The sequence below is a fragment of the Bacteroides caecimuris genome, assembly GCF_001688725.2.
Lineage (GTDB): Bacteria > Bacteroidota > Bacteroidia > Bacteroidales > Bacteroidaceae > Bacteroides > Bacteroides caecimuris.
In genome coordinates this window covers 1,116,811-1,138,661 of the sequence record NZ_CP015401.2, presented here as the reverse complement: position 1 = coordinate 1,138,661, position 21,851 = coordinate 1,116,811, and the positions used below count along the sequence as shown (strand labels likewise).

24 protein-coding genes and 2 pseudogenes are annotated in these 21,851 nt (G+C 43.1%); 12 read left to right on the top strand and 14 right to left on the bottom strand.

Annotated elements, in window-relative coordinates; all coding sequences use genetic code 11:
- Nucleotides 1-70 precede the first annotated feature (70 nt).
- Complete coding sequence (locus A4V03_RS04715) at nucleotides 71-589, top strand: very short patch repair endonuclease (RefSeq protein ID WP_065538133.1); 519 nt, start codon at nucleotides 71-73, stop codon at nucleotides 587-589.
- Between the two features lie 27 nt (nucleotides 590-616).
- On the opposite strand, the gene A4V03_RS04710 is transcribed toward A4V03_RS04715, so the two are convergent.
- The 7 genes and pseudogenes from A4V03_RS04710 to A4V03_RS21270 form a co-directional block, all read right to left on the bottom strand.
- Nucleotides 617-1,270, bottom strand: a complete 654-nt coding sequence (locus tag A4V03_RS04710; protein WP_065538132.1) for a hypothetical protein — start codon at nucleotides 1,268-1,270, stop codon at nucleotides 617-619.
- Nucleotides 1,270-2,169 carry a relaxase/mobilization nuclease domain-containing protein gene (locus A4V03_RS04705; protein WP_065538131.1) on the bottom strand — a complete coding sequence of 300 codons (900 nt, stop codon included), beginning with the start codon at nucleotides 2,167-2,169 and terminating at the stop codon, nucleotides 1,270-1,272. Before A4V03_RS04705 ends, A4V03_RS04710 begins: the two co-directional genes overlap by 1 nt.
- Nucleotides 2,153-2,521, bottom strand: coding sequence for a MobC family plasmid mobilization relaxosome protein (locus A4V03_RS04700; RefSeq protein ID WP_005816342.1), 369 nt, complete (start codon nucleotides 2,519-2,521; stop codon nucleotides 2,153-2,155). Before A4V03_RS04700 ends, A4V03_RS04705 begins: the two co-directional genes overlap by 17 nt.
- Before the next feature lie 101 nt (nucleotides 2,522-2,622).
- On the bottom strand, nucleotides 2,623-4,428 hold the full coding sequence (locus A4V03_RS04695; RefSeq protein WP_065538130.1) for a DUF3987 domain-containing protein: 1,806 nt from the start codon (nucleotides 4,426-4,428) through the stop codon (nucleotides 2,623-2,625).
- A complete protein-coding gene (locus A4V03_RS04690) occupies nucleotides 4,379-4,978 on the bottom strand; it encodes a BT4734/BF3469 family protein (protein ID WP_065538129.1) in 600 nt (199 codons plus the stop codon). Before A4V03_RS04690 ends, A4V03_RS04695 begins: the two co-directional genes overlap by 50 nt.
- Nucleotides 4,975-5,328, bottom strand: a complete 354-nt coding sequence (mads1, locus tag A4V03_RS04685) for a methylation-associated defense system helix-turn-helix domain-containing protein MAD1 (RefSeq protein ID WP_065538128.1) — start codon at nucleotides 5,326-5,328, stop codon at nucleotides 4,975-4,977. Before mads1 ends, A4V03_RS04690 begins: the two co-directional genes overlap by 4 nt.
- 314 nt (nucleotides 5,329-5,642) lie before the next feature.
- Nucleotides 5,643-5,828 (bottom strand): annotated as a pseudogene (locus A4V03_RS21270) (tyrosine-type recombinase/integrase); the annotation flags it as partial.
- 279 nt (nucleotides 5,829-6,107) lie between these two features.
- Here A4V03_RS21270 and A4V03_RS04675 point away from each other — a divergent pair.
- Genes A4V03_RS04675 through A4V03_RS04660 form a run of 4 tightly spaced genes read left to right on the top strand, consistent with a single transcriptional unit; the run spans nucleotide 6,108 to nucleotide 9,222 of the window.
- Nucleotides 6,108-7,337 (top strand): site-specific integrase, encoded by a 1,230-nt coding sequence (locus tag A4V03_RS04675; protein WP_065538126.1) that lies wholly within the window; start codon nucleotides 6,108-6,110, stop codon nucleotides 7,335-7,337.
- Nucleotides 7,338-7,352: 15 nt separating this feature from the next.
- The gene (locus A4V03_RS04670; RefSeq protein WP_065538125.1) at nucleotides 7,353-8,573 is read left to right on the top strand and encodes a site-specific integrase; all 1,221 of its coding nucleotides are present in this window, start codon (nucleotides 7,353-7,355) and stop codon (nucleotides 8,571-8,573) included.
- A gap of 21 nt (nucleotides 8,574-8,594) precedes the next feature.
- Nucleotides 8,595-8,969, top strand: coding sequence for a hypothetical protein (locus tag A4V03_RS04665; protein WP_065538124.1), 375 nt, complete (start codon nucleotides 8,595-8,597; stop codon nucleotides 8,967-8,969).
- A gap of 28 nt (nucleotides 8,970-8,997) precedes the next feature.
- Nucleotides 8,998-9,222 carry a hypothetical protein gene (locus A4V03_RS04660; protein WP_232428550.1) on the top strand — a complete coding sequence of 75 codons (225 nt, stop codon included), beginning with the start codon at nucleotides 8,998-9,000 and terminating at the stop codon, nucleotides 9,220-9,222.
- A 95-nt stretch (nucleotides 9,223-9,317) separates the two neighbouring features.
- Here A4V03_RS04660 and A4V03_RS04655 read toward each other — a convergent pair whose 3' ends face one another.
- Both A4V03_RS04655 and A4V03_RS04650 read right to left on the bottom strand, forming a co-directional pair.
- Complete coding sequence (locus A4V03_RS04655) at nucleotides 9,318-9,623, bottom strand: helix-turn-helix domain-containing protein (protein ID WP_024988824.1); 306 nt, start codon at nucleotides 9,621-9,623, stop codon at nucleotides 9,318-9,320.
- A gap of 53 nt (nucleotides 9,624-9,676) precedes the next feature.
- Nucleotides 9,677-9,988 (bottom strand): helix-turn-helix domain-containing protein, encoded by a 312-nt coding sequence (locus A4V03_RS04650; protein WP_065540286.1) that lies wholly within the window; start codon nucleotides 9,986-9,988, stop codon nucleotides 9,677-9,679.
- A gap of 793 nt (nucleotides 9,989-10,781) precedes the next feature.
- On the opposite strand from A4V03_RS04650, the gene mobA reads away from it, so the two are divergent.
- The 3 genes and pseudogenes from mobA (at nucleotide 10,782) to A4V03_RS04630 (ending at nucleotide 13,865) form a co-directional block, all read left to right on the top strand.
- Nucleotides 10,782-11,207 (top strand): conjugal transfer protein MobA, encoded by a 426-nt coding sequence (gene mobA, locus A4V03_RS04645; protein WP_065538123.1) that lies wholly within the window; start codon nucleotides 10,782-10,784, stop codon nucleotides 11,205-11,207.
- Between the two features lies 1 nt (nucleotide 11,208).
- Nucleotides 11,209-12,416 (top strand): annotated as a pseudogene (locus tag A4V03_RS04640) (tyrosine-type recombinase/integrase).
- 378 nt (nucleotides 12,417-12,794) lie between these two features.
- A complete protein-coding gene (locus A4V03_RS04630; protein WP_141243557.1) occupies nucleotides 12,795-13,865 on the top strand; it encodes an alpha/beta hydrolase family protein in 1,071 nt (356 codons plus the stop codon).
- Between the two features lie 86 nt (nucleotides 13,866-13,951).
- On the opposite strand, the gene A4V03_RS20970 is transcribed toward A4V03_RS04630, so the two are convergent.
- Nucleotides 13,952-14,203, bottom strand: coding sequence for a hypothetical protein (locus A4V03_RS20970; RefSeq protein ID WP_141243558.1), 252 nt, complete (start codon nucleotides 14,201-14,203; stop codon nucleotides 13,952-13,954).
- Between the two features lie 40 nt (nucleotides 14,204-14,243).
- Between A4V03_RS20970 and A4V03_RS20965 the strand changes: the two genes are divergently transcribed.
- The gene (locus A4V03_RS20965; protein WP_141243559.1) at nucleotides 14,244-14,612 is read left to right on the top strand and encodes a hypothetical protein; all 369 of its coding nucleotides are present in this window, start codon (nucleotides 14,244-14,246) and stop codon (nucleotides 14,610-14,612) included.
- Between the two features lie 3 nt (nucleotides 14,613-14,615).
- The gene (locus A4V03_RS04620; protein WP_065538120.1) at nucleotides 14,616-14,843 is read left to right on the top strand and encodes a hypothetical protein; all 228 of its coding nucleotides are present in this window, start codon (nucleotides 14,616-14,618) and stop codon (nucleotides 14,841-14,843) included.
- A gap of 161 nt (nucleotides 14,844-15,004) precedes the next feature.
- Here the strand turns inward: A4V03_RS04620 and A4V03_RS04615 are convergent, their stop codons facing one another.
- The 4 genes from A4V03_RS04615 to A4V03_RS04590 form a co-directional block, all read right to left on the bottom strand.
- Nucleotides 15,005-16,159, bottom strand: a complete 1,155-nt coding sequence (locus A4V03_RS04615; protein ID WP_101602535.1) for a site-specific integrase — start codon at nucleotides 16,157-16,159, stop codon at nucleotides 15,005-15,007.
- Nucleotides 16,156-16,701, bottom strand: coding sequence for a helix-turn-helix domain-containing protein (locus tag A4V03_RS04610; RefSeq protein WP_007571716.1), 546 nt, complete (start codon nucleotides 16,699-16,701; stop codon nucleotides 16,156-16,158). The genes A4V03_RS04615 and A4V03_RS04610 overlap by 4 nt, the downstream gene beginning before the upstream one ends.
- Nucleotides 16,702-16,904: 203 nt before the next feature.
- The gene (gene dnaK / locus A4V03_RS04600; protein WP_065538119.1) at nucleotides 16,905-18,818 is read right to left on the bottom strand and encodes a molecular chaperone DnaK; all 1,914 of its coding nucleotides are present in this window, start codon (nucleotides 18,816-18,818) and stop codon (nucleotides 16,905-16,907) included.
- Between the two features lie 332 nt (nucleotides 18,819-19,150).
- Entirely contained in the window at nucleotides 19,151-19,939 is a 789-nt protein-coding gene (locus A4V03_RS04590) for an META domain-containing protein (protein ID WP_065538118.1), read from the bottom strand.
- A gap of 237 nt (nucleotides 19,940-20,176) precedes the next feature.
- Here A4V03_RS04590 and A4V03_RS04585 point away from each other — a divergent pair, with 237 nt between their 5' ends.
- Nucleotides 20,177-21,370, top strand: coding sequence for a saccharopine dehydrogenase family protein (locus A4V03_RS04585; RefSeq protein ID WP_065538117.1), 1,194 nt, complete (start codon nucleotides 20,177-20,179; stop codon nucleotides 21,368-21,370).
- Between the two features lie 22 nt (nucleotides 21,371-21,392).
- Nucleotides 21,393-21,848, top strand: a complete 456-nt coding sequence (bcp, locus tag A4V03_RS04580; RefSeq protein WP_065538116.1) for a thioredoxin-dependent thiol peroxidase — start codon at nucleotides 21,393-21,395, stop codon at nucleotides 21,846-21,848.
- The last annotated feature ends 3 nt before the right edge of the window (nucleotides 21,849-21,851 follow it).

Sequence of the window (21,851 nt, the reverse complement as noted above, 5' to 3'; positions counted from 1 at the left end):
TGCATCTTTTGTTTTTATGGCTTTGCAAGAATCTAATAAGTCTATTCATCTATGAATACACCTTACAAATATGGATAAATTAACTAAAGAACAACGCCATCGTTGTATGTCCGCTATAAAAGGAAGGAACACAAAACCTGAAATACTGGTGAGAAAGTTCCTTTTTAGCCGTGGCTTCCGCTATCGGCTAAATCATCCGCACCTTCCCGGTCATCCCGATTTGGTGCTTCGCAAATATCGCACTGTCATCTTTGTGAACGGTTGTTTCTGGCATGGTCATGAAAACTGCAAATATTTCCGTTTACCTAAAACCAACATAGATTTTTGGTCAAACAAGATAAAAAGGAATAAGGAACGAGATAAAAAAGAACAATGCCAGCTTGCTGCTATGGGCTGGCATTGTATCACGATTTGGGAGTGCCAACTAAAGCCAAAAGTCCGGATACAAACACTTGAGTCGTTAGCTTATACATTGAATCATATTTTTCTTGAAGATAGGAAAATCAAGACATACGAGTTATCTGATACAGACAGTACACTTGTGGCGGCAGAACCAGAAGTGACTTATGGAAGAAATAAGCAACAATAAAGTGCTGTCGCTTATTTTCTCCGATGACTATTCCGTATTTCTTTTTAGTTCTATTCCTGTTTTTTCCATCAAGCACTGATGCTGTTCTTTCACCGCCCGATACATCGAATAATACGCAAAGGCTTCTTCTCGATGCTTCATGCTACTAACCGATGCTACAACAGCCCACGTAACAATAATGACAACAAACACTACGACATATCGAAGTTTTATATGATAGCCCCGTATAAACATCCCATTGATATTGGGTGGAATAACCGTTACTGGATTTTTCAACTCATTGATTTTGGCAAATATCTCATCCTGCCGTTTTAATATGCTTTCGGTATTTGCTTCAATAGTCATACGATTAAGATTATAATCGCAAACATGCCGATAAAGATATTCAAGAAATTTGGACTTCTGCTTGAATAATTCAATAAGCTTCGGAAACCATAGCGAGAACGGCAATGTGTCCGATTGTTGCTTCCAGATATGCTTCTTCACCACTGATAACGCATCGTTCCAACAAGTACAGAAACTTTTGGCGACTCCATTATAAATGGTCTTTTCGTCAAAATCTATTTTTACAGACTGATCTGGTTTGGGAATTGTAGTATTCTGTTTTTCAATACACTCTTTTAGCTCGTTGATACTTTGGCGCAAATTTGCAAGATTTGCAGCTACTACATCTTCTTTCATTATCTTCTACGTTTTGAGGGTTTATAAAAAGGTTCGGTTCTTTGGTTATCCTTGTCTTTGTCGTCTCGCCATCCCAGTTCATTACTTGCTCCTCCACCTCCACTGGGAGTTATGGCTTGATGAGGTTGAACAACCAGTTCCGCTGCCACATTACCCAATGTAGCACAAAGGCTATTAAAACTCAAATCACGGTCAAGTTTAGAACCGGCTATACTATATTCATTTTGACAGAATGATATGCCACGAATTTTATCAGAGTTATCTGTACGATTAAAGCGCATATCTATACCCAAACCTTTGAGAATTCCAAGAAAATCATTCCATGAACGAGATACAGTCAGTGCATCAAGAGTTGCAGAACGTAGATTATACTTCCGTAATTGATAAGGGCGCAAACGGCTCTTGTTTCGGGTTTTACTATTTTTAGGAGCAAAGTATAGTCCATACTCTTTTGTCAAAGTTCGACATACTTTGGCATTGTGTATTCTTTCATTGCTGTCAGAAATGAGATTGCCATCATTGTCTATCCGGTTAAATACCAAATGACAATGAGGATGTTTCGTGTCGTGATGTCGGGCTATGATATATTGAGTATTGCGAATCCCCATTTGTTCCATCCATTTCTTGGCAATCTCTGCCATCAGCGCATCTCCTTCTTCGTTATCGGGGAAACGGTTAATGTCCTGCGAAGAGAAAGCAAGTGATACGTGTTTCACCGGACTTTTTACTTTCGGGCGCATGGACGCTTGTATCTGAAAAGAATCAGCTATGGTTTTATTACTGATGACACAGACACCTTCGTGTGCTAAAAGTATGGCACATTTCTTCTTGTTCTTTTGGTCATTGGCATAATTCACTATTCCTCCGAAATCCGCTCTTGTTTTAATCTTCGCTATCATGGCTATTGTTCTTTACTTGAGTGATAATTCTACTGACTTCTGATATGATTGAGAAGCATTGTTGTTTGACTGCTTCCAAACCATAAGTGTGCATCTGATGGGCAATCTGATTGACATTATTGGCGATACCGGAAAGGTCACGAATAGCCGATACCATTTCAGGGCTGATGCGCTGACAGACTTGACAATCCATTGCTGCCTGATGGCAAAATTCATTGACAGACAACCCAGCCTGTTCCGCTTTGGATTGGATATAAATGTAGTCGTTCTCGGTAAACATTACCCGAAAACATTTGGTACGTTTCTGATAGTTCGCCAACTTAGGGCGACCACCAAGTTTCTTCTCCTTCATATTTATCTTAACTTTCAATGTTCATGAATTGATTTTTTGAGAGTGGCAGTTTATCCGCTTGCCGCATAGGTTTTAGTGGCACTAAAACACAAACTTGCCACTCAAAAAGTCTTCCTATATTTCCCCTGCTCTATTCGGCATAGCTTACCATCTTTGATAAAGGCTTCTATCCACTTGTTTGCCGTACTTCCATTCTCACCCAAAGTTAAAACCGCCGCATCATAATCCTTTTTTGTGAAAGTATCGGGTAACATATTATAAAGGGTATTCCTTCGTGCATAAACGCCAGTCTCTTGCGAAGCGGTATAGAATCGTTTGGACTGATTTCCTGACAAATTCTGATAAATGAATACGGCATGATAAAGTAAGGTTTCGCAAATATTCATGGCTGTAGAATAGTCATACTCATGGCAGACCAGTTGCTCTGTCTTGTCATGTGAGGAAGAATTGCGATGTACATTCTCCAAATGCCGGACAGCTGTCAGCACCATCATTATATGATAAGCAATCAGTCCCATCCGTCTGACTACTCCTTGCATCTTGTTATCCACTTCGTCACAACACTCTTCATTCACACGACTGAGGTATTCTATAAAGTGTTCCTGTAAATCGGAGGGAAGGGAGAATGAATAATTTCCCTGTCGTACAAATTCCTCATGCAGATGGCAGAATTTATCTCCCAATAGTTTGAACTTGGCATTCTTGGATTGGGAAATGTCGCTTGTGGCAAACACATTTCTTATACCTCGCTTGAAGCGAATGATATAGAAACAAAAGCGACTCATCAATCCGTTTTCCGCATCAGGTATCAATCTTCTTACTTGTTCGGGAGTTCCAGCCAAAGCTACTGACACTCTTGGATTAGCTACTTCACAATACTCCCTATCCTTGCGACGGCTCAAACTTACCAACTCATGATGAAATGCCTTTCGCAACACATCGGAATAATTACCATAGTCCGACTTCAATGTTTGGCTTAACGTGTCGCCCTCCGATTCAAACAACAGTCCGATTCCGTCATTATCTCCCAGTATCTTCAAGAAAGAGCTTGCGCTGCTATTGGCAGGAATGACAAGCATACGCATGGGCGGCTCAGCTGGCATAGTCATTCCACTATCTTTCTTACCTTTGATATAAGCATTCATCGCTTCTTTATATTCCTGTTCCAATCGTTTTGAGAGTTCATGCAAATTGCGGTTAATGGGTACTACCAGTTCTCTGCATAGGGTTAACGCCCCCTTTCCCATACCTGCATCTGCCACAACAAACAGATAAAGATTCGGAAAAACAATGCGCTCATCGTACACACCACAAACATTATGAAAGCATACCGACAAACACACAATAGTTCCTATCAATATCGTATCACGGTCATCCACCGAAATGGAATTGTTGACAATCTCATGTAGAAAAGGAGGAAGATGCTCAAACACACATTCAGGAAATGCAGGAAGTTCTTCCTCTGACTTTATCCATTTGCCCGTTTTACCATTTTGGATATTTGGCAAAATGGATAAATGTTCTTTGTTGGATGGAGCCAATGAGATTCCGGCTTGATTTGCCAAATGGAAGAAAGAACGGATAGTAATGCCTTGCCCTTTGGAGTGCAGACAATGCGTATATTGTTTATCCGTCTCTTCCTTTTGATAGGTAGAGTAAAACCTGCTGATGCGGTGATAATACTCCCGTCCGTTCTCTCCCAATCCATCAACAAGTGCAAAGCCCAATTCCATCCAATCTTTATAATTGGGTGCTATATCAATGCCACGTTGTTCTATCTCCCGAACAATACTTTCTACATCGTCTTTTACCTTATTATATATAGGATCAATATCAGGCGTATGTGTTTGCAGTATTTCAGAAGGGGCATTCTCCCAATCTTGGGCGGAAAATATTTTCTTCGACATCATCTTTGTATTTAGGGTTAATATATGCTTGTGGATCGTGGGGTAAAAAGCATGAACGAGCCACATCACTGCCGGACATATCCACTGATGGCAAACCTGTTGCTTTGATACAATTAGCAACAGCCTTGAAATATCGGGAATGTTCCCAGCCTTTCAAGTCTACAGGTATTATCCACTTCAATCCATTACCGGATGGACTGACAAATAATAGTTCCGTATCAAAATATTCATGATTGAGTAATTGCTGTTTTAGCTCCACGATATTCTCCACATGGTCAAAATCCAGACACATCAATCCAGAGTGCATAATCAGTTCCTTCTCATTCCGTTTACGGAATAATCCCGAAAAAGTACAATAGTCGAAATGGGTGGCTTTATATCTTTTGGCTTCGGGAGAAGATAGCATCGAACGCAGAGACTCGGTTTGTGGTTGCGCATAATGCCCGATGACATAGCGATACACATCCACAATGCCTACCGCCCTTATCGGTTCGATGTTTTGAATGGGCTTGCGAAAGAACGAAAAGCAATAATCTGTTGTTCCCATCATCTGATAATCTTTTTAGATTCGACAAATCGTCTAGCTTCTTCCATTAAGTCATCCTGTGTCTTATGCGATTTGTTCTTCAACCAATCATCAATTTCCGATTGCAAGAAAGCCAAAGCCTTATTTATTTTATGTACGGGAATCTGTTTGGTAGATACCCATCCATAAACTGTCTGTTTGGCTGGATGTGATGGCAGATAAGCACAAAGTTCGTCTATATTCATCCACTTGGGTGAATTACTTGCTTGCTTATGTTGCAAGGCATTTACTTTGGATTGTAGTGCTTCTACGGACTCAATCAGGTAGGACAACGCATTCGGCATTTCCTCCAATGAATTTACTTTATAAGCCATTTTTTCTTCGTATTAAAGTTGATGCCGCAAAAGTATAGGGATGCTTATAGGTGCTAAATAGGTGCTTGACCGCCACCAATCAACCGCTCATTTACCACTGACAGATTTAAGTTTCATTAATACGGGAATTTATTGGAAGCCATAATAAAAGGGGAATAAACTACTATTGGGACTAACATATTCCTTACCAAAAGCCTCAATGCTACAAAATACCCCTCAAAAAGCCGATGCCTCGTGAGGGGTAAACAGTGGTAAGTATATGATTGGTATTACATAAGTCATTGGTGCTCAATGGTGGAAGTCCCCACTATAACCTATAAATCCAAATTGTCTATATGCAGCGTATTAGCAGCTTTTTCTTTCTGTTCATTTACGATGTGCGTATAAATCTGCATGGTTCTGACGTTTGTATGTCCCATCAAAGACTTAATGGTGTATATATCAACACCATTTTCCAACAATAGCGAAGCGAAGCTGTGGCGGGCAAGGTGGAAAGTGATAGGCTGTGCAAGGAAAAGCGGACAGGTGAAGATAAAACGTAAACCGTTTGAAATGAGCTTTGTTTCAGCATTCTGCCAAGTGGAGAAAATGCAAATAATAACGGAATATTGAGGTTGTTCAGTTACCAAACCGTTAGCTGGGCAGTTACCGAAACGGGAATAGGTAACGGCAGGCAATGAAAAGAAACCCTCACCGTTTTGTTTGCGCTCATACACAATGTTTTGCATATCAAGGAACGCTTATACGGCAAGTAATTTTGCACTAAAAAATATAAGCGTATGAAAGTAGAAAAATTCAAGGTGTTGCTCTACCTCAAAAAGAGCGGACTGGACAAATCGGGCAAAGCCCCGATAATGGGAAGAGTCACCGTGAACCGCACGATGGCGCAGTTCGGATCTAAGCTGTCCTGCACTCCCGAACTGTGGAATCCCCGTGAAAGCCGTCTGAACGGCAAGAGCAAGGAAGCGGTGGAAACCAATGCCAGGATTGAAAAACTGCTGTTGGCGGTGAACAACGCTTTCAACAGCCTTGTGAGTCGTAAAGTGGATTTTGAAGCCACCGATGTGAAGAATCATTTTCAAGGCAGCATGGAAACACAGATGACTCTCATGAAAATGACGGATGTTGTCTGTGACGACCTCAAAGCCCGTATCGGCATAGACCGCGCGAAAGGAACTTATCCCGGCTATCACTATATGCGTCTGACCCTCGGAGAGTTCATCGAGCATCAGTACAAGGTCAAGGACCTGGCATTCGGGCAACTGACGGAACAGTTCATCCACGACTATCAAGCATTCGCTATGGAAAACAAGGGATATGCGATAGATACCGTCCGCCATCATCTTGCCATCCTGAAGAAGATATGCCGTCTGGCTTATAAGAAGGGGTATGCCGACAGGAGCCATTTCCAGCATTTTACCTTGCCGAAGAAGACTGAAACGACACCACGGGCATTAAGCCGTGAATCGTTTGAGAAAATCCGGGATGTGGAAATACCTACTTACCGCAAATCCCACATACTGGCAAGGGATATGTTTCTCTTCGGATGCTATACCGGAGTCTCTTATGCAGATGTCGTTTCAATTACACATACCAATTTATATACGGATAAGGACGGGGCTTTGTGGCTGAAATACCGCAGAAAGAAGAACGAACTCCGTGCCAGCGTAAAACTATTGCCCGAAGCTATTGCGCTTATCAATAAGTACCATAGTGAGGACAGGGAAACCTTGTTTCCTTTACTTCGCTGGTCAAATCTCAGAAGGCACATGAAAGCGTTGGCGGCATTGTCAAGAATCAAGGATGACTTGTGCTACCATCAGGCCCGCCATAGCTTTGCCTCGTTGATAACGCTTGAAGCAGGCGTTCCGATAGAGACCATCAGCCGAATGTTGGGACATTCCGATATTTCCACCACTCAGGTCTATGCCCGTGTCAGCCCGAAGAAACTTTTCGAGGACATGGACAAGTTCATTAAAGCGACCGAAGATTTCAAACTCACTCTTTAACACTTAAAGAATAATATGCGAAGTACATTTTCATTATTACCCTACATCAACCGCAGCAAGGTAAAGGCTGACGGTACGACCGCCGTATTGTGTCGTATAACCATTGACGGCAAACAGACCGTCATCAGTCCCGGAATTTATTGCAGACCGGAAGACTGGAACGGCAGGAAGAACGAGATAAAGTCCGCAAGGGAGAACAACCGTTTACGGGAATACCTGCGGATGACAGAGGAAGCCTATAATGAGATATTGAAATCGCAAGGTGTGGTCAGTGCGGAGATGCTGAAGAACCATATCACCTTGAACAACATCCATCCGACGACCCTCCTGCAAATGGGGGAATGGGAAAGAGAGCGTTTGAAGAAACATTCCGAGGAAATAGACTCAACTTCTTCCTATCGGAGTTCAATGTATTACCAGAAGTACCTGACAAATTATCTCATGTCTTTGGGTAAGAAAGACATAGGCCTTGAAGAAGTCACGGAAGACTTCGGCAAAGCCTACAAAGCGTTTTTGAAGAGATGCAAGAATTTCGGGGCTTCCCAAACCAACCATTGCCTGCGTTGGTTGAACCGCCTGCTGTATCTGGCAGTCGATAAGGAGATTATCTGCGTGAACCCTTGTGAGGAAATGGAATATGAAACCAAGCCGGAGGCAAGGCACAGGTATATCAGCCGTGAGGAGTTCAAGAAGATACTTTCCACCCCGATGTATGACAAGCGGATGGAACTGGCAAGACGGGCTTTCATCTTTTCGACCCTGACCGGACTGGCGTATGTGGATATAATGCTCCTGCATCCACATCATATCGGGACGAATGCGGATGGTAGGCGGTACATCCGCATCAACCGCAAGAAGACAAAGATAGAGGCGTTCATTCCACTGCATCCCATAGCGGAGCGGATATTGTCGCTGTATAACACGACTGACGATGAACAGCCCGTGTTCCCTCTTCCCAGCCGTGATGCCCTCTGGTTTGATATCCATGAGATGGGCGTTATCATAGGGAAAGAGGATAACTTGTCCTATCATCAAAGTCGGCACAGCTTCGGAACATTCCTGATTTCGGCGGATATACCTATCGAGAGCATCGCTAAAATGATGGGACATTCCAATATCCGGACGACACAGGGTTACGCACGGATAACCGATGATAAAATCTCGAAGGACATGGACAAGCTAATGGAACGCAGGAAGATACAATCTACCGGCGAAAAGCCAGACAGCAATAAGTAAACAGTATCAATTCAATACATTATGGACAGAGGAATAATAACAATCAGTGAAACGGGTGTAGTCATTATGCCGACAGTACCCGTATGGATGACACAATTCGAGATAGCCGACCTGTTCGGGATGTTCTCATGCGATATCCGCAAGGCGATTCATACCATTTACAAGAATAAGGAACTGAACGAATTTGACACGATAAAGTATGTCAGGCAACCGGATGGTATCAGTTATGATGTCTATAACATTGAAGTGATTATAGCCGTTGCATTCAGGATATGCAGTAAAGAGAGTGTCTTGTTCAGACGGTTTATAATAAATGAAATTAGCACCATTAAGAAAGCTACACCGATTACACTATTTGTTGCCAGCGTCAGAGGTAATAACCGATGGTATAGTTGAGGTTCATCCCGTCAGCCACTCGTTCCCGATGCACGGATGCAAAGGTAGCGTATGGCTTAATGGCAGCGGCAAGGTCGGGCGGCAGAGCCGTTTCGGGCAGAATCTTCCTCAAACAAGTTTGAGCGTATTCAACCCGAAAACCTTGTCACTGTCTGCCACTCGCTTGAAAAGCATCCGGCAACGGAAACAAGCGACTGACGGGAAATCAGAAGAAAGAAGAGAGGAGCGACTTACAGACGAAGCGGTATTTTGATGCTCCGTCCGTAAACCGTTCCTTTCTCTTTTTGCCGAAAGTCCGTTGCTGACGCAATCACTGGGCAGACGGCAAACTGCGCTCTTTCAAGAAAATCATGTGCCTGTCAGCCGATAGGCGGAGCGGTAGCCGTCAGCAAGCATCCTTTCGATGTCGGATTCACGGTAGAGGATTTTACCGCCCAACTGGATATAGGCTATGCGCCCTTCGTTCCGGTAGTCCTGAAGTGTCCGGCGGCTCACTTTCAGCCGTGCCGACACTTCTTTGTCAGTGAAGAAACGCTCTCCGTTCAGTGTCGGTCGGTAATTGGCGGTCAGATGCTCGAAGCTGTCCAAAAGACGGTCGAGACTACCCATGAAGTGGATTATCCACTCGCTGTCCTTGTTTATCAGTTCATTCATGCTACTTTGGATTTAGTGGGTATTGTTAGTTTACTTCGTTCATTTCATCAAGTTTATACAGTTCTTCCTTTGAACTTCGCCTCTTTCCGCCTGTCCTCCACAACGGAAACAATACGCTGCACGTCATCGGGACGGTAATACGTCTTGTGGTTTATCTGCGAGTAAGCCAGCGTCCCGTTGTCCCGAAGGGTCTGCAATGTGCGTGGGCTGATGTTGAGCATCCGGCAAACGTCCTGATTGTCCATCCACTCGCCCATCTTCTTCTCTCCGTGCCGCCGGCAGATGGCATCCATGCGACTGACGAAACGGTCGAACTTGGCGACCATCGCCTCAAAGGTCTTTCTTTCAATTGATACGATTTCCATATACATACTTTTTATTGTTACTGTTTCTTTTGCCACAAAGTAATATATAATCTACTACCTTGCAATGGATTTCCAGAAAGTGGCAGCGTGTTGCACCGATACGGTAATCATTGTCCGTGGGTATCATACAGAAACGGTTCTTTTCGCATGAATGCTGTTCAAACAGAAAGGCTGACTATTTCACAATCCGCTTATTTAATAGTTCTCTATATAGTTGTGTGGTGAAACAAAATTTTGGTCGTTTGGAGAGTGACAACATTACGTCATGAAATCATTAAATCAATGTATCATCAAATTGTCAGACAACCATTGTTTGATTTTCCTCAATACTCGTTTTGGCAGGTATTCAACAAATCCTTTTGATCAGTATTTGAATTTCTCTATTCTCATGTACTCAGAACTTTCATCTTTTGAATCATTGTTTGACTAAATAAGGAAATGATTGAACCTGCATTTCGATAAGTGGCTGCATATTGCGTCGATAGGTAGCCATTGTCCGGTTCAAACCACTGTCCGATACCGTGTTAAGGTGTAACTTTGTACCCGAACAGTGAGGAATACCCGGATGAAGCGACTTGGAGTTTGAAAGGTGTTTTCCCAATCCGACAAACGGAGGATTTTTGTGTCCTCAAAGACACAGCAAGGTATATTTTCAGCTACTCGAATGCTTCCGAGTAACTGAAAATCCCAGCACTGCCGTGGGCAGAATTATCCTCCGCAGTCGGATAATTTCGGGGTTCCTTAATTAAAGATTAAACAATGGACAAGCCATAAAATTGAAAGAATAAGAAGAATGAAAAAGAAGAGCAAGTACGGGAGAAATCCCAAGTTGAATCCGAGGACACACTGTGTGATGGTGCGCTTCGATGATGTGGAGTGGAACAGGTTCCTGACGATGTACGAGGAATCGAACGTGTATGCGAAAGCCGTCTTTCTCAAGGCGCATTTCTTCGGACAGAAGTTCAGGGTGCTGAAGGTGGACAAGACGCTGGTAGACTACTACACCAAACTGTCGGACTTCCACGCCCAGTTCCGTGCCATCGGTACGAACTACAATCAGGTCGTTAAAGAGTTGCGCATCCACTTTTCGGAGAAGAAGGCGATGGCGTTGCTCTACAAACTGGAGAAACATACCATCGATCTTGTGAAGTTGAGCAAAGAAATTGTGGAACTTTCAAGGGAGATATACGTTAAGTGGGAGCAATCTAAATCCGACTAATATGGCATCGGTCAAGGTCAAGTTCCGCCCATCCACCGTGAACGGCAGGGAGGGTACACTCTACTATCAGGTTATCCACAACCGTGTGTCAGACAGATAAACACCGAGTATAAACTTTTCGATTCGGAATGGGACTGTCATTCCGAAACGGTTATTTTGCATCATCTATCAACAGAACAAGAGCGGAACAACTATCTGCTTTCAATTGGTTCGCGTATCAAGTGGGACAAGGAGAGTTTGAACAAAGTCATACACACGTTATCCCAATCCGGCACATTTGTAACAGATGATGTAGTCATGCGCTTTCATAAAAACAGGCAAGAACTATCGTTCAACGCTTACATCAGCCAGCAGATAGCAAGACTGAAATGTTTGGGGAAGATACGCACCTCAGAAACCTACACAGCTGCCCTCAGAAGTTTCAGCGGTTTTATGAATGACACGGAGGTCTTGTTTGACCAACTTAATACGGATTTACTGGCAGAGTACGAGGCCTATTTGAAAGGCAGGGAAAATGCGCCTAACACCATATCGTTCTATATGCGTATTCTGAAAGATGTCTATAACCGTGCGGTGGAGGATGGATTGACGGAGCAACGACATCCGTTCAAGTCTGTCTATACCGGAGTGGAGAAAACCATGAAGCGAGCCTTGTCTCTCAATAACATCAGGCGTATCAAAGGACTGGACTTGTCATTGAAGCCCAACCTTGATTATGCCCGTGATATGTTCTTGTTCTGTTTCTACACAAGAGGAATGTCGTTCATTGACATGGCTTATCTGAAAAAGAAGGACTTGCAAAATGACACTCTTTCCTACCGCAGGCGTAAGACGGGGCAACAACTGTTCATTAAATGGGAAAAGTGTATGCAGGAGATTCTTGACAAATATCCGATAAACGAAACAGAATATATACTGCCCATCATTACAAAACGGCACGAAGATTATCGGAAGCAATATGTCAACAAGCTTCACTGTGTAAACCATCTGTTGAAGAAAATCGGGAAATAATTGGATTTGCCAATACCCTTGACTATGTATGTCGGACGACACTCGTGGGCAAGTGTAGCAAAGAGCCGAAATGTACCTGTCTCTGTCATCAGCGAAGGTATGGAGCATGATTCGGAGAACACCACGCAGATTTATCTCGCATCGCTGGACACATCCGTGGTGGATAAAGCCAATAAGAAGATACTGGATTTGCTGTGAAACCGTGAATGTTTTGCAAATCTATCCAACGCTTACCAATAGACGGATATTATAATGCAAAATTACAAAATATCTGCCAATAATCCGCTGAATCCCAAAGATTATGATTAACTTTGCAAACGGATTGGAGAAGTCCGGTCCACGACATTTTGGATAAAAAAAGAAGCGTTATGCTTATCTTGTAGTTTGTGAACGTAGGAAATTCAGAAACCGATGCAAGGAATAGCATAGTGGTTTTCACGCATATAGCGTGGGTCACTATTGTTACATCTGCATCAAAGGTTTCCTACGACCTACAAACTAAGACGTGGCATAGTTGGCTCACGTTTTCTTTAATCCTTCAATAATCTCAGAGAGCCAATGAGATAACTATTGTGTATGCAGAAACAAATCATCACATTCTTGTTTTGTGTCGCTCTTACAATGACAACGGTGGCGCAGATTCCGGCACTAACACATAATGACATGTTGACATCTTTGTTGGGAGTGATGCCTAAGAAAGAGCCTTTGCGGGTTGACACATTGGAGACCACTGCCTTAGACGGTGGGGTCAAGTATAAGATACGCTACTTTATAGAACCGGGAAATCCTGTACTTGAGACTCCGGATGATTGGGGTAGTGCATATCTGTTTGTCCCATCTCTACCGTCAGGCAAGAAGGCTCCGGCGATTGTCGCAATGCATCAGGACGATGTTTATTACCATATAGGCAAGTCGGAACCTGCCGGGCTGATGGGTGACAGCACAATGTTCTATGGTAGAGAACTCTTTGAACGCGGTTATATCGTGATGTGCCCTGACAGATTCTATCATGCCGACAGGCGCAAAACGTGTCAAGACTGGGGAAATTTATCCGAGAATGATTATGAGAGGGACTTCTTTACCCAACAGAAACGAATCGGAGTATTGCTCGCGGAAGGACGTAACACCTGGGGTAAAGAAGCATACGACTTTTCACGCGCAGTTGATGTCCTGGTGGCAATGCCAGAGGTAGACACAGATAATATTGGTGCTATAGGCCATTCCGCAGGGGCAAATGCTCTTTCATACTGTTTGTTCTATGAGCCTCGCGTTAAAGCGGCCGTGGCCAACTGTGGGACATCAGAAATCAACAATTATTACAACTACAACCGACCGGGCACAATGCCAGCCTCACTGGCACTTCCGAGCAGTGTGAAGTTCGGCATAAACACTCATGATTATATAGCGGCCATCGCTCCTCGGGCTTTATTCATATCTGAAGGTGCGCACCAGTGGGGCGACGGTCATCCGGACCCATCGGATAAAAGATTTGCTGCGGAACTGGAGCTTTTCAAAGATAAATACTTGAAAAACGACGGCACAGATATAGAGATAGTCCTTTTTGAAGAAAATGGCGGACGCCACTGTTTTCCAAAAGGAGTAAAAGAACAGGCATATTCATGGCTTGACAAGCATTTGAAAAGGTAACATATATTTGATATACTCCAAGTCCAAAGAAATTACAGGGAAAATAGTAATGCCATGTTCAATAGGATATAAACTTGGCGGAGGTGTCAATGCTCCTGTAACTGAAGATAGCCGAAAGTACGACTACCTCGAAACGGATTACCACGAATGAACCGTCTTCTCGCATATATGCTTTTCCTGATTGTCGCGGTTAGTGCCGTGGCACAGGTCAATGTGTCGGGAACGTTCGTTGACAAGGAGTGCAATGAGCCGCTGTCCGGGGCTTCGGTCATTGTCAAGGGAGCGGACGGCAAGATAAAGAAATATGCTACATTGAAAGGCGATGGAAGCTTCGCCATGTCGGTGCCGATCGTAGATGGTTGCCGCCTTGAGGTGTCGATGATGAGCTTTGCCAAGAAAACCATCCCTCTCGACAGCGTGAGTTTTCCAGTGACCGTCTATATGGAGCCCGGGACTACTTTACTCAAAGAGGTTACGGTCAAGGCTGACCGCATCCGAGAGCAAGGCGACACCATAACTTATAATGTCGGAAGTTTTGCACAACATCAGGATTGCTCTATCGGTGATGTGCTCAAACGTATGCCGGGTATAAATGTGGAGCAATCCGGCAAGATCCAGTATCAGGGAGAGGACATAAACATGTTCTATATCGAAGGCTCCGACCTGCTCGGCGGCAAATACGGCATAGCAACCAACGGCATCAGCCACGATGATGTGGGTTCGGTAGAGGTGATGGAGAACCATTAGCCGATGCAGGTGCTGTCAGGTATATCATTCTCAGACAAGGCTGCTATCAACCTCAAACTGAAAAACAAGGCAAAGGCAACGTGGAGTTTCCACGGCGATGCCGGAGGCGGCTATTCATGGCAGCCCGACGGCGCGATATGGGACGGTGAACTGTTTGCTATGGCTGTAATGCCAAACTTTCAGAACATAACCACATTACAACAAACTGGAAGAATATGGATTGAAGTATAAATTTCAGCAATCATAGCCCATAATTCGCTGAATTTAATTATCCACAATAGTATGTTTTTTCAAAAAATAGTATTATATTTGCATTTAGAAAAAGTGTTCTTTTGATTTAATGCAAAACGAGGTAAAATACAGAACTTCGCTTGTTTCTAAATCGTTACCCATCAAGAAACAAATCTTTGCAAACTATTCAAATTCAGCGATAAAGACAATTCGTAATGTCTTCCACAATGGAAGGTGATATGCTTCTTGATGCCGGATGCTTCTATCCAAGCTTTCAAAGGACGGGAAATCCAAGAGGCATCTGTCAATCCCTCAAAAACGAGAGCTTCATCATCATTTGGACGCTCACCGCATAGTTGAAGGGCTTGTTGAATGACTGGCTTATAATCGGGTCGTTTTGTCTTTTGCTGAACTACGACCGCTTGCCATGTGCCTTTACTCGTCTGCTGAATCTGTTTCCATTTCAATGCTTGGATATCACTATGTCGCAATCCTGTAAGGATAGAAAACAAGAACGCACGTTTCAGAACATCATCTTTGCAAGGAGTATCAACCAACATTTGCACTTCATTCATAGTAAGTGCAACACGAGGTGTCTCTATGTTTGTTATTCCTTTTACTTTTGCGCTGATGTCAACCGTCAGATATTCATCAACAAACGCCTGCTTCAATCCGGCTTTGAGAATGGAGAAATAGGTGGATGCCGTATTCTGTGAGATAGTTCCTTTCTTATTACCTCCCATCGGGGCACGTAACAGGAACATCTTGATGTCTTCAAGTAGTTTCACGGAAATCGTTTTAAACGGGATCGGGTTGCCTTGCGAATAGATTTTCAACAATTCTCCCACACGGGTCCAGTTGACTATGATTGAATTAGAGCTATTGGGATGCCGTTTGCTGATGATGCCATTGAAATATTTGATAAAGTCCTGTTCGCTTCGTTCATTTTGTGCAGCGATTTCGTTTTCTCTATCAGTGTAGAGGACGGCACTGTCATATTCGTGTTGGCGTAACTTACGCACATTGTCGGCATAGATACAAGCCTCTTGGTCTATCGTTGAACGGCATTGGATAATTCCATTCAAATCACGCTTAGGCTTATAGTTGAATGTCCCATCCGGCAAGATACGTGCAATGGACGACTTATCCCAAACAGGTGTGGATATAATCCGGTTAATAGATTCCACCACACGGCTTGCCCGTTTAGAACCTCGCTTGTAAACTGGGTACGACTCTATAATCAGATACCACTCTTCTTTGTAATTCGACCTTCTGAGCTTGACGGTCACTTTGGTATTAGGTAATGCTTTCTTCATAACGACTTATATAATTTATCAATTTCAGATTTGGGAACATAAACATAATTACCAATTTGGCGTGTAGGAATAGAATGACGGCGTATGTGCTTAAAGACACTGCTGTCATTGATATGGAACTTTTTGGCAATCTCTCCGATAGTGTAACAGTCTTTGGGTTCAAAGGACAATGCTTCCTTTTTTCTCTTTCTACTGCCAGCCTTTGTTTTGAAGTGTTCATCCATATACTGCCGACTAAGGCGTGTCAGACGCTGACCAAAATTGTATGATGGTATCAAGCCCTTCCGTATCATACGATAAAGTACATCTTTGCTAATACCGTAAATCAGCATAGACTCTTTAACTGTCAGATACCCCTTGTTGGATGGTATTCGCCTGACTAATGCTTGACGTATTGCCTCTTTCTCTTTTGCGATTTGCCTTTTCTTGTATGCCCTCTTGGAACAAGTTGGACAACAATACTTTGACATCAATGTGGGAGGAGTAAAGATTTTACCACACTCCTCACAACTTCTTTGAATGGTGTAATTTCCTCTTGGCATATTCTCCTCGTTATAAATGGTTTATATCAATCTAAGTTGTACCTTATCGCCAAATAAGACGTGTCGCAAACATGTCGCAAATAAGAGATAAAAAAGCCCATAGAAAACGCATAGCAACCATGAACCCCACAAACGCAAAAAGCGTGCAACTCATTGAGCTGCACGCTTTTGCTTATTGTTTGTTATCTGTTTCCTTATCGGAATCATTTGACTTCCTCGAAATCAGCATCCTGAACATTATCTCCATGCTTGCTGTTGTCTTGCTGACCAGCACCACCGTTCATGTCAGGACCAGCCTGTGCACCACCTTGCGCACCGCTCTGTGCATACATTTCAGCACTTGCAGCCTGGAAAGCAGTATTGATTTCTGCCATAGCAGAATCGATAGCAGCCAAATCCTGTGCCTTATGAGCATCTTTCAATTTCTGCAGAGCAGCTTCAATCGGAGCTTTCTTGTCAGCAGACAACTTATCGCCTAATTCCTTCAACTGATTTTCAGTCTGGAAGATTACGCTGTCAGCCTGGTTCAGCTTATCAATCTTTTCACGTTCTTTCTTGTCCGCTTCTGCATTAGCTTCAGCCTCAGCTTTCATCTTCTCGATTTCTTCCTTGCTCAAACCGCTGGAAGCTTCGATACGAATAGCCTGTTCCTTACCGGTAGCCTTATCTTTTGCAGACACTTTCAAGATACCGTTGGCATCGATATCGAATGTAACCTCAATTTGAGGAACACCACGACGAGCCGGAGCAATACCTGTCAAGTTGAACTGACCGATTGATTTGTTCTGTGCAGCCATCGGACGTTCTCCCTGTAATACGTGGATAGTAACTTCCGTCTGGTTATCGGCAGCAGTAGAGAATGTTTCACTCTTACGAGCCGGAATCGTAGTGTTAGCATCGATCAACTTAGTCATTACACCACCCAGTGTTTCGATACCCATTGACAACGGAGTAACATCCAACAATACTACACCTTTGATTTCGTCTGTCAAAACAGCACCCTGTACAGCAGCACCAATAGCTACCACTTCATCCGGATTCACACCTTTAGAAGGAGCTTTACCAAAGAAATCTTCTACCAATTTCTGTACAGCTGGGATACGTGAAGAACCACCTACAAGGATTACTTCGTCAATATCAGCGTTGTTCAAGCCAGCGTCACTCATTGCTTTCTTACAAGGTTCAAGACAAGCCTGAATCAAATTATGAGCCAAAGATTCGAATTTTGCACGAGTCAAAGTCTTCACCAAGTGCTTAGGTACACCACCTACCGGCATGATATACGGCAAGTTGATTTCTGTACTTGTAGAAGAAGACAATTCAATCTTAGCTTTTTCAGCAGCTTCTTTCAGACGTTGCAAAGCCATCGCATCCTGAGTCAAGTCAGCACCTTCATCATTCTTGAATTCCTCAACCAACCAGTTGATGATTACTTGGTCGAAGTCATCACCACCCAGGTGAGTATCACCGTTTGTAGAAAGCACTTCGAATACACCGCCACCAAATTCAAGGATAGAAATATCAAATGTACCACCACCAAGGTCGAATACGGCAATCTTCATATCCTTGTGAGCCTTGTCAAGACCGTAAGCAAGAGCAGCGGCTGTCGGTTCATTTACAATACGTTTTACTTCCAGACCTGCAATCTGTCCGGCTTCTTTTGTAGCCTGACGTTGAGAGTCGGAGAAATAAGCAGGCACAGTGATAACCGCTTCTGTTACTTCCTGTCCGAGATAGTCTTCAGCAGTTTTCTTCATTTTCTGAAGAATCATTGCAGAGATTTCCTGCGGAGTATACAGACGTCCGTCGATGTCAACACGCGGAGTGTTATTATCACCTTTCACTACTTTATAAGGAACACGAGTCACTTCTTTTTGTACCTGATCCCAAGTTTCACCCATGAAACGTTTAATAGAGAAGATTGTACGTGTAGGGTTCGTAATAGCCTGACGTTTTGCAGGATCACCTATCTTACGTTCGCCACCATCCACAAAAGCAACTACTGAAGGAGTTGTACGTTTACCTTCGCTGTTTGCAATTACTACCGGTTCGTTACCTTCAAATACAGAAACACAAGAGTTTGTTGTTCCTAAGTCAATACCAATAATTTTTCCCATGATCGTTATTTTTTTATTTATTATTATTCAATGATTTCTTTTTGTCCGGTTGTTCCTCTGCTCCATATTATGAGCTTCGTCCCGAACGGACGCTTATTAAAAAGCAAACCGTGTGCCAAAAAGAAATTATACGAATGCATGACATAATATCTGCCAAAAAGACAGTTTTAATAAATAAACACTGCTGACATAGTCACACCCGGACTCAATTGGCAACTACTTCTTTAAACAAATGCAGGCGGCTCTGGTTCAATCCTGGAAAAAAAATATGCCTATGTCGTCATGTGCGACACAGGCATACCTTATTATATATAAATACTTATATTTATTTCCTATTTTTCCAAAACAAGCACCAATGCATTATTTGCATCATACAAACCAATGCCACCACCGGCTAATACATCAAATGACTTCACTTCATTCATTGCTTTCAGAATCTTGCCTTCTGTTTCCATATCCGGACAAGCCATCATTGTGCTTGCCACACCCGGGAAAGAGATTGACTTAGCGTTGCTTGTATTGGTTTCAAAGCCACCATTTATCAAGTTGCATCCGGCATTACCGTGAATCGTCTTTTTCTTCACATCAAAAGCGATGAAAGGTTGCTTCTCCATACCGGAAGGAATTGCTTCGCCATTCACTTCCTTTACTTTCCATTCTCCGTTCAATACCGACAATTTCACATCAGCCTCCTTTTTTTCCAAAGCTATAACCGGTCGATTCGACGCATTGCAAAGGTACAATTTGTCTTTGCCGGCTTTTTTATATCCTTTCACCTGTGCAAGAGCACTCAATACATTTCTCTCAGTCGTCATATCCGGACACATCATCCGGGTGCTGCCTATTGCACCTAGTTCAAGGCTTCCCGGTTTCGCGTTTACGTCGAAGTTACCCATCATACGGTTGCAACCGCTACTGCCCGACACGCGTCCCGTTGCGGTATCAAAAGCAATAAAGGGCAGAGTTCTGCTTTCGCCCGGAGTTACTTTCGAGCCATTGACTTCTATAATATTCCATTCACCATTGATAGATGATAATGGAGTTGCCTTCTCAACCGAACGGCATGATGACATTGCAAGTGCTGCACCGGCAATGCACATTGAAACTAATACTTTATTCATATGTTATAACGTTTAAGTTAAATCGCGGGCAAAGATATCAAAAAGATTGGGAAATAACATCCAATACAATATAAAATATATACATTTGCCATTGAATATACAACAAACGAACAATTTACATAGTTCACTTAAAGTAAATAAAAAGGAGTATAGACGAATGATTATCTGAAAATAATCACGTATATTTGCTCCATAAACAATTCTAATATTCATAATTTTAATTCGCAATTTAAAGAAATGGGTAGAGTTCTTATTATTGGTGCAGGCGGTGTTGGTACTGTCGTTGCACACAAAGTGGCACAAAATGCCGATGTATTTACAGATATCATGATTGCCAGCCGTACAAAAGAGAAATGCGATAAAATCGTTGAGGCAATAGGTAATCCCACGATAAAGACAGCTAAAGTTGACGCAGACAATGTGGAAGAACTGGTAGCCTTATTCAACGATTTCAAACCGGAAATGGTGATTAACGTCGCTCTCCCCTATCAGGACTTGACTATCATGGAAGCTTGCCTGAAAGCCGGAGTGAACTATCTGGACACCGCCAATTATGAGCCGAAAGATGAAGCTCACTTTGAATACAGTTGGCAATGGGCTTACCATGACCGTTTCAAAGAAGCCGGTCTGACAGCTATCCTCGGTTGCGGATTCGACCCGGGAGTCAGTGGTATCTATACAGCTTATGCAGCCAAGCATTATTTTGACGAAATCCAATACCTGGATATTGTAGACTGTAATGCAGGAAATCATCACAAGGCATTCGCAACCAACTTCAATCCCGAAATCAATATCCGTGAAATTACGCAGAACGGTCGTTATTATGAGGACGGCAAGTGGGTAACCACCGGACCGCTGGAAATCCATAAAGACCTGACATATCCGAATATCGGACCGCGCGACTCCTATCTTCTTTATCACGAAGAACTGGAATCGTTGGTGAAGAACTTCCCAACTATCAAACGTGCACGCTTCTGGATGACGTTCGGACAGGAATACCTGACTCACTTGCGCGTTATCCAAAACATCGGTATGGCACGCATTGACGAAGTAGACTACAACGGAGTGAAAATTGTACCTCTGCAATTCTTGAAAGCCGTATTGCCTAATCCGCAGGATTTGGGTGAAAATTACGAAGGTGAAACATCCATCGGCTGCCGTATCCGTGGTCTGAAAGATGGGAAAGAACGTACTTACTATGTTTACAATAACTGTAGCCACCAAGAAGCATACAAGGAAACAGGTATGCAGGGAGTAAGCTACACCACCGGAGTTCCGGCAATGATCGGAGCCATGATGTTCTTCAAAGGAGAATGGAAACGTCCGGGGGTAAATAATGTGGAAGAATTCAATCCGGATCCGTTTATGGAGCAACTGAACAAGCAAGGTCTGCCTTGGCATGAAGTAATCGATCAGGATTTAGAATTGTAAGACATTCATTAAAAAGAAAGTTATGATTAACGTTGGAGATAAAGCACCGGAAGTTTTAGGCATCAATGAGAAAGGTGAAGAAATCCGTCTGAGTGCTTACAAAGGAAAAAAGATTGTGTTGTATTTCTATCCGAAAGACAGCACATCGGGTTGCACCGCACAAGCGTGCAATCTGCGCGACAACTACTCCGAACTGCGCAAGGCCGGCTATGAAGTAATCGGTGTCAGCGTAGACAATGAAAAGTCGCATCAGAAATTCATAGAGAAAAACAACCTTCCTTTCACTCTGATTGCCGATACTGAGAAGAAGTTGGTAGAAGAGTTTGGGGTGTGGGGAGAAAAGAAACTGTACGGACGTGCATATATGGGTACTCTCCGCACTACTTTCCTGATTAATGAAGAAGGAATCGTAGAACGGATTATCACTCCCAAAGAAGTGAAGACCAAAGAACATGCCTCACAGATTTTAAATCAATAACTC

What these genes read in the sequence shown, in the direction of transcription:
- A4V03_RS04715 (WP_065538133.1), top strand. Translation starts at nt 71, where the DNA reads ATGGATAAATTAACTAAAGAACAACGCCATCGTTGTATGTCCGCTATA.
- A4V03_RS04710 (WP_065538132.1), bottom strand. Translation starts at nt 1,270, where the DNA reads ATGAAAGAAGATGTAGTAGCTGCAAATCTTGCAAATTTGCGCCAAAGT.
- A4V03_RS04705 (WP_065538131.1), bottom strand. Translation starts at nt 2,169, where the DNA reads ATGATAGCGAAGATTAAAACAAGAGCGGATTTCGGAGGAATAGTGAAT.
- A4V03_RS04700 (WP_005816342.1), bottom strand. Translation starts at nt 2,521, where the DNA reads ATGAAGGAGAAGAAACTTGGTGGTCGCCCTAAGTTGGCGAACTATCAG.
- A4V03_RS04695 (WP_065538130.1), bottom strand. Translation starts at nt 4,428, where the DNA reads ATGTCGAAGAAAATATTTTCCGCCCAAGATTGGGAGAATGCCCCTTCT.
- A4V03_RS04690 (WP_065538129.1), bottom strand. Translation starts at nt 4,978, where the DNA reads ATGATGGGAACAACAGATTATTGCTTTTCGTTCTTTCGCAAGCCCATT.
- mads1 (WP_065538128.1), bottom strand. Translation starts at nt 5,328, where the DNA reads ATGGCTTATAAAGTAAATTCATTGGAGGAAATGCCGAATGCGTTGTCC.
- A4V03_RS04675 (WP_065538126.1), top strand. Translation starts at nt 6,108, where the DNA reads ATGAAAGTAGAAAAATTCAAGGTGTTGCTCTACCTCAAAAAGAGCGGA.
- A4V03_RS04670 (WP_065538125.1), top strand. Translation starts at nt 7,353, where the DNA reads ATGCGAAGTACATTTTCATTATTACCCTACATCAACCGCAGCAAGGTA.
- A4V03_RS04665 (WP_065538124.1), top strand. Translation starts at nt 8,595, where the DNA reads ATGGACAGAGGAATAATAACAATCAGTGAAACGGGTGTAGTCATTATG.
- A4V03_RS04660 (WP_232428550.1), top strand. Translation starts at nt 8,998, where the DNA reads ATGCACGGATGCAAAGGTAGCGTATGGCTTAATGGCAGCGGCAAGGTC.
- A4V03_RS04655 (WP_024988824.1), bottom strand. Translation starts at nt 9,623, where the DNA reads ATGAATGAACTGATAAACAAGGACAGCGAGTGGATAATCCACTTCATG.
- A4V03_RS04650 (WP_065540286.1), bottom strand. Translation starts at nt 9,988, where the DNA reads ATGGAAATCGTATCAATTGAAAGAAAGACCTTTGAGGCGATGGTCGCC.
- mobA (WP_065538123.1), top strand. Translation starts at nt 10,782, where the DNA reads ATGAAAAAGAAGAGCAAGTACGGGAGAAATCCCAAGTTGAATCCGAGG.
- A4V03_RS04630 (WP_141243557.1), top strand. Translation starts at nt 12,795, where the DNA reads ATGCAGAAACAAATCATCACATTCTTGTTTTGTGTCGCTCTTACAATG.
- A4V03_RS20970 (WP_141243558.1), bottom strand. Translation starts at nt 14,203, where the DNA reads ATGGCGAAGCTTCCATCGCCTTTCAATGTAGCATATTTCTTTATCTTG.
- A4V03_RS20965 (WP_141243559.1), top strand. Translation starts at nt 14,244, where the DNA reads ATGATGAGCTTTGCCAAGAAAACCATCCCTCTCGACAGCGTGAGTTTT.
- A4V03_RS04620 (WP_065538120.1), top strand. Translation starts at nt 14,616, where the DNA reads ATGCAGGTGCTGTCAGGTATATCATTCTCAGACAAGGCTGCTATCAAC.
- A4V03_RS04615 (WP_101602535.1), bottom strand. Translation starts at nt 16,159, where the DNA reads ATGAAGAAAGCATTACCTAATACCAAAGTGACCGTCAAGCTCAGAAGG.
- A4V03_RS04610 (WP_007571716.1), bottom strand. Translation starts at nt 16,701, where the DNA reads ATGCCAAGAGGAAATTACACCATTCAAAGAAGTTGTGAGGAGTGTGGT.
- dnaK (WP_065538119.1), bottom strand. Translation starts at nt 18,818, where the DNA reads ATGGGAAAAATTATTGGTATTGACTTAGGAACAACAAACTCTTGTGTT.
- A4V03_RS04590 (WP_065538118.1), bottom strand. Translation starts at nt 19,939, where the DNA reads ATGAATAAAGTATTAGTTTCAATGTGCATTGCCGGTGCAGCACTTGCA.
- A4V03_RS04585 (WP_065538117.1), top strand. Translation starts at nt 20,177, where the DNA reads ATGGGTAGAGTTCTTATTATTGGTGCAGGCGGTGTTGGTACTGTCGTT.
- bcp (WP_065538116.1), top strand. Translation starts at nt 21,393, where the DNA reads ATGATTAACGTTGGAGATAAAGCACCGGAAGTTTTAGGCATCAATGAG.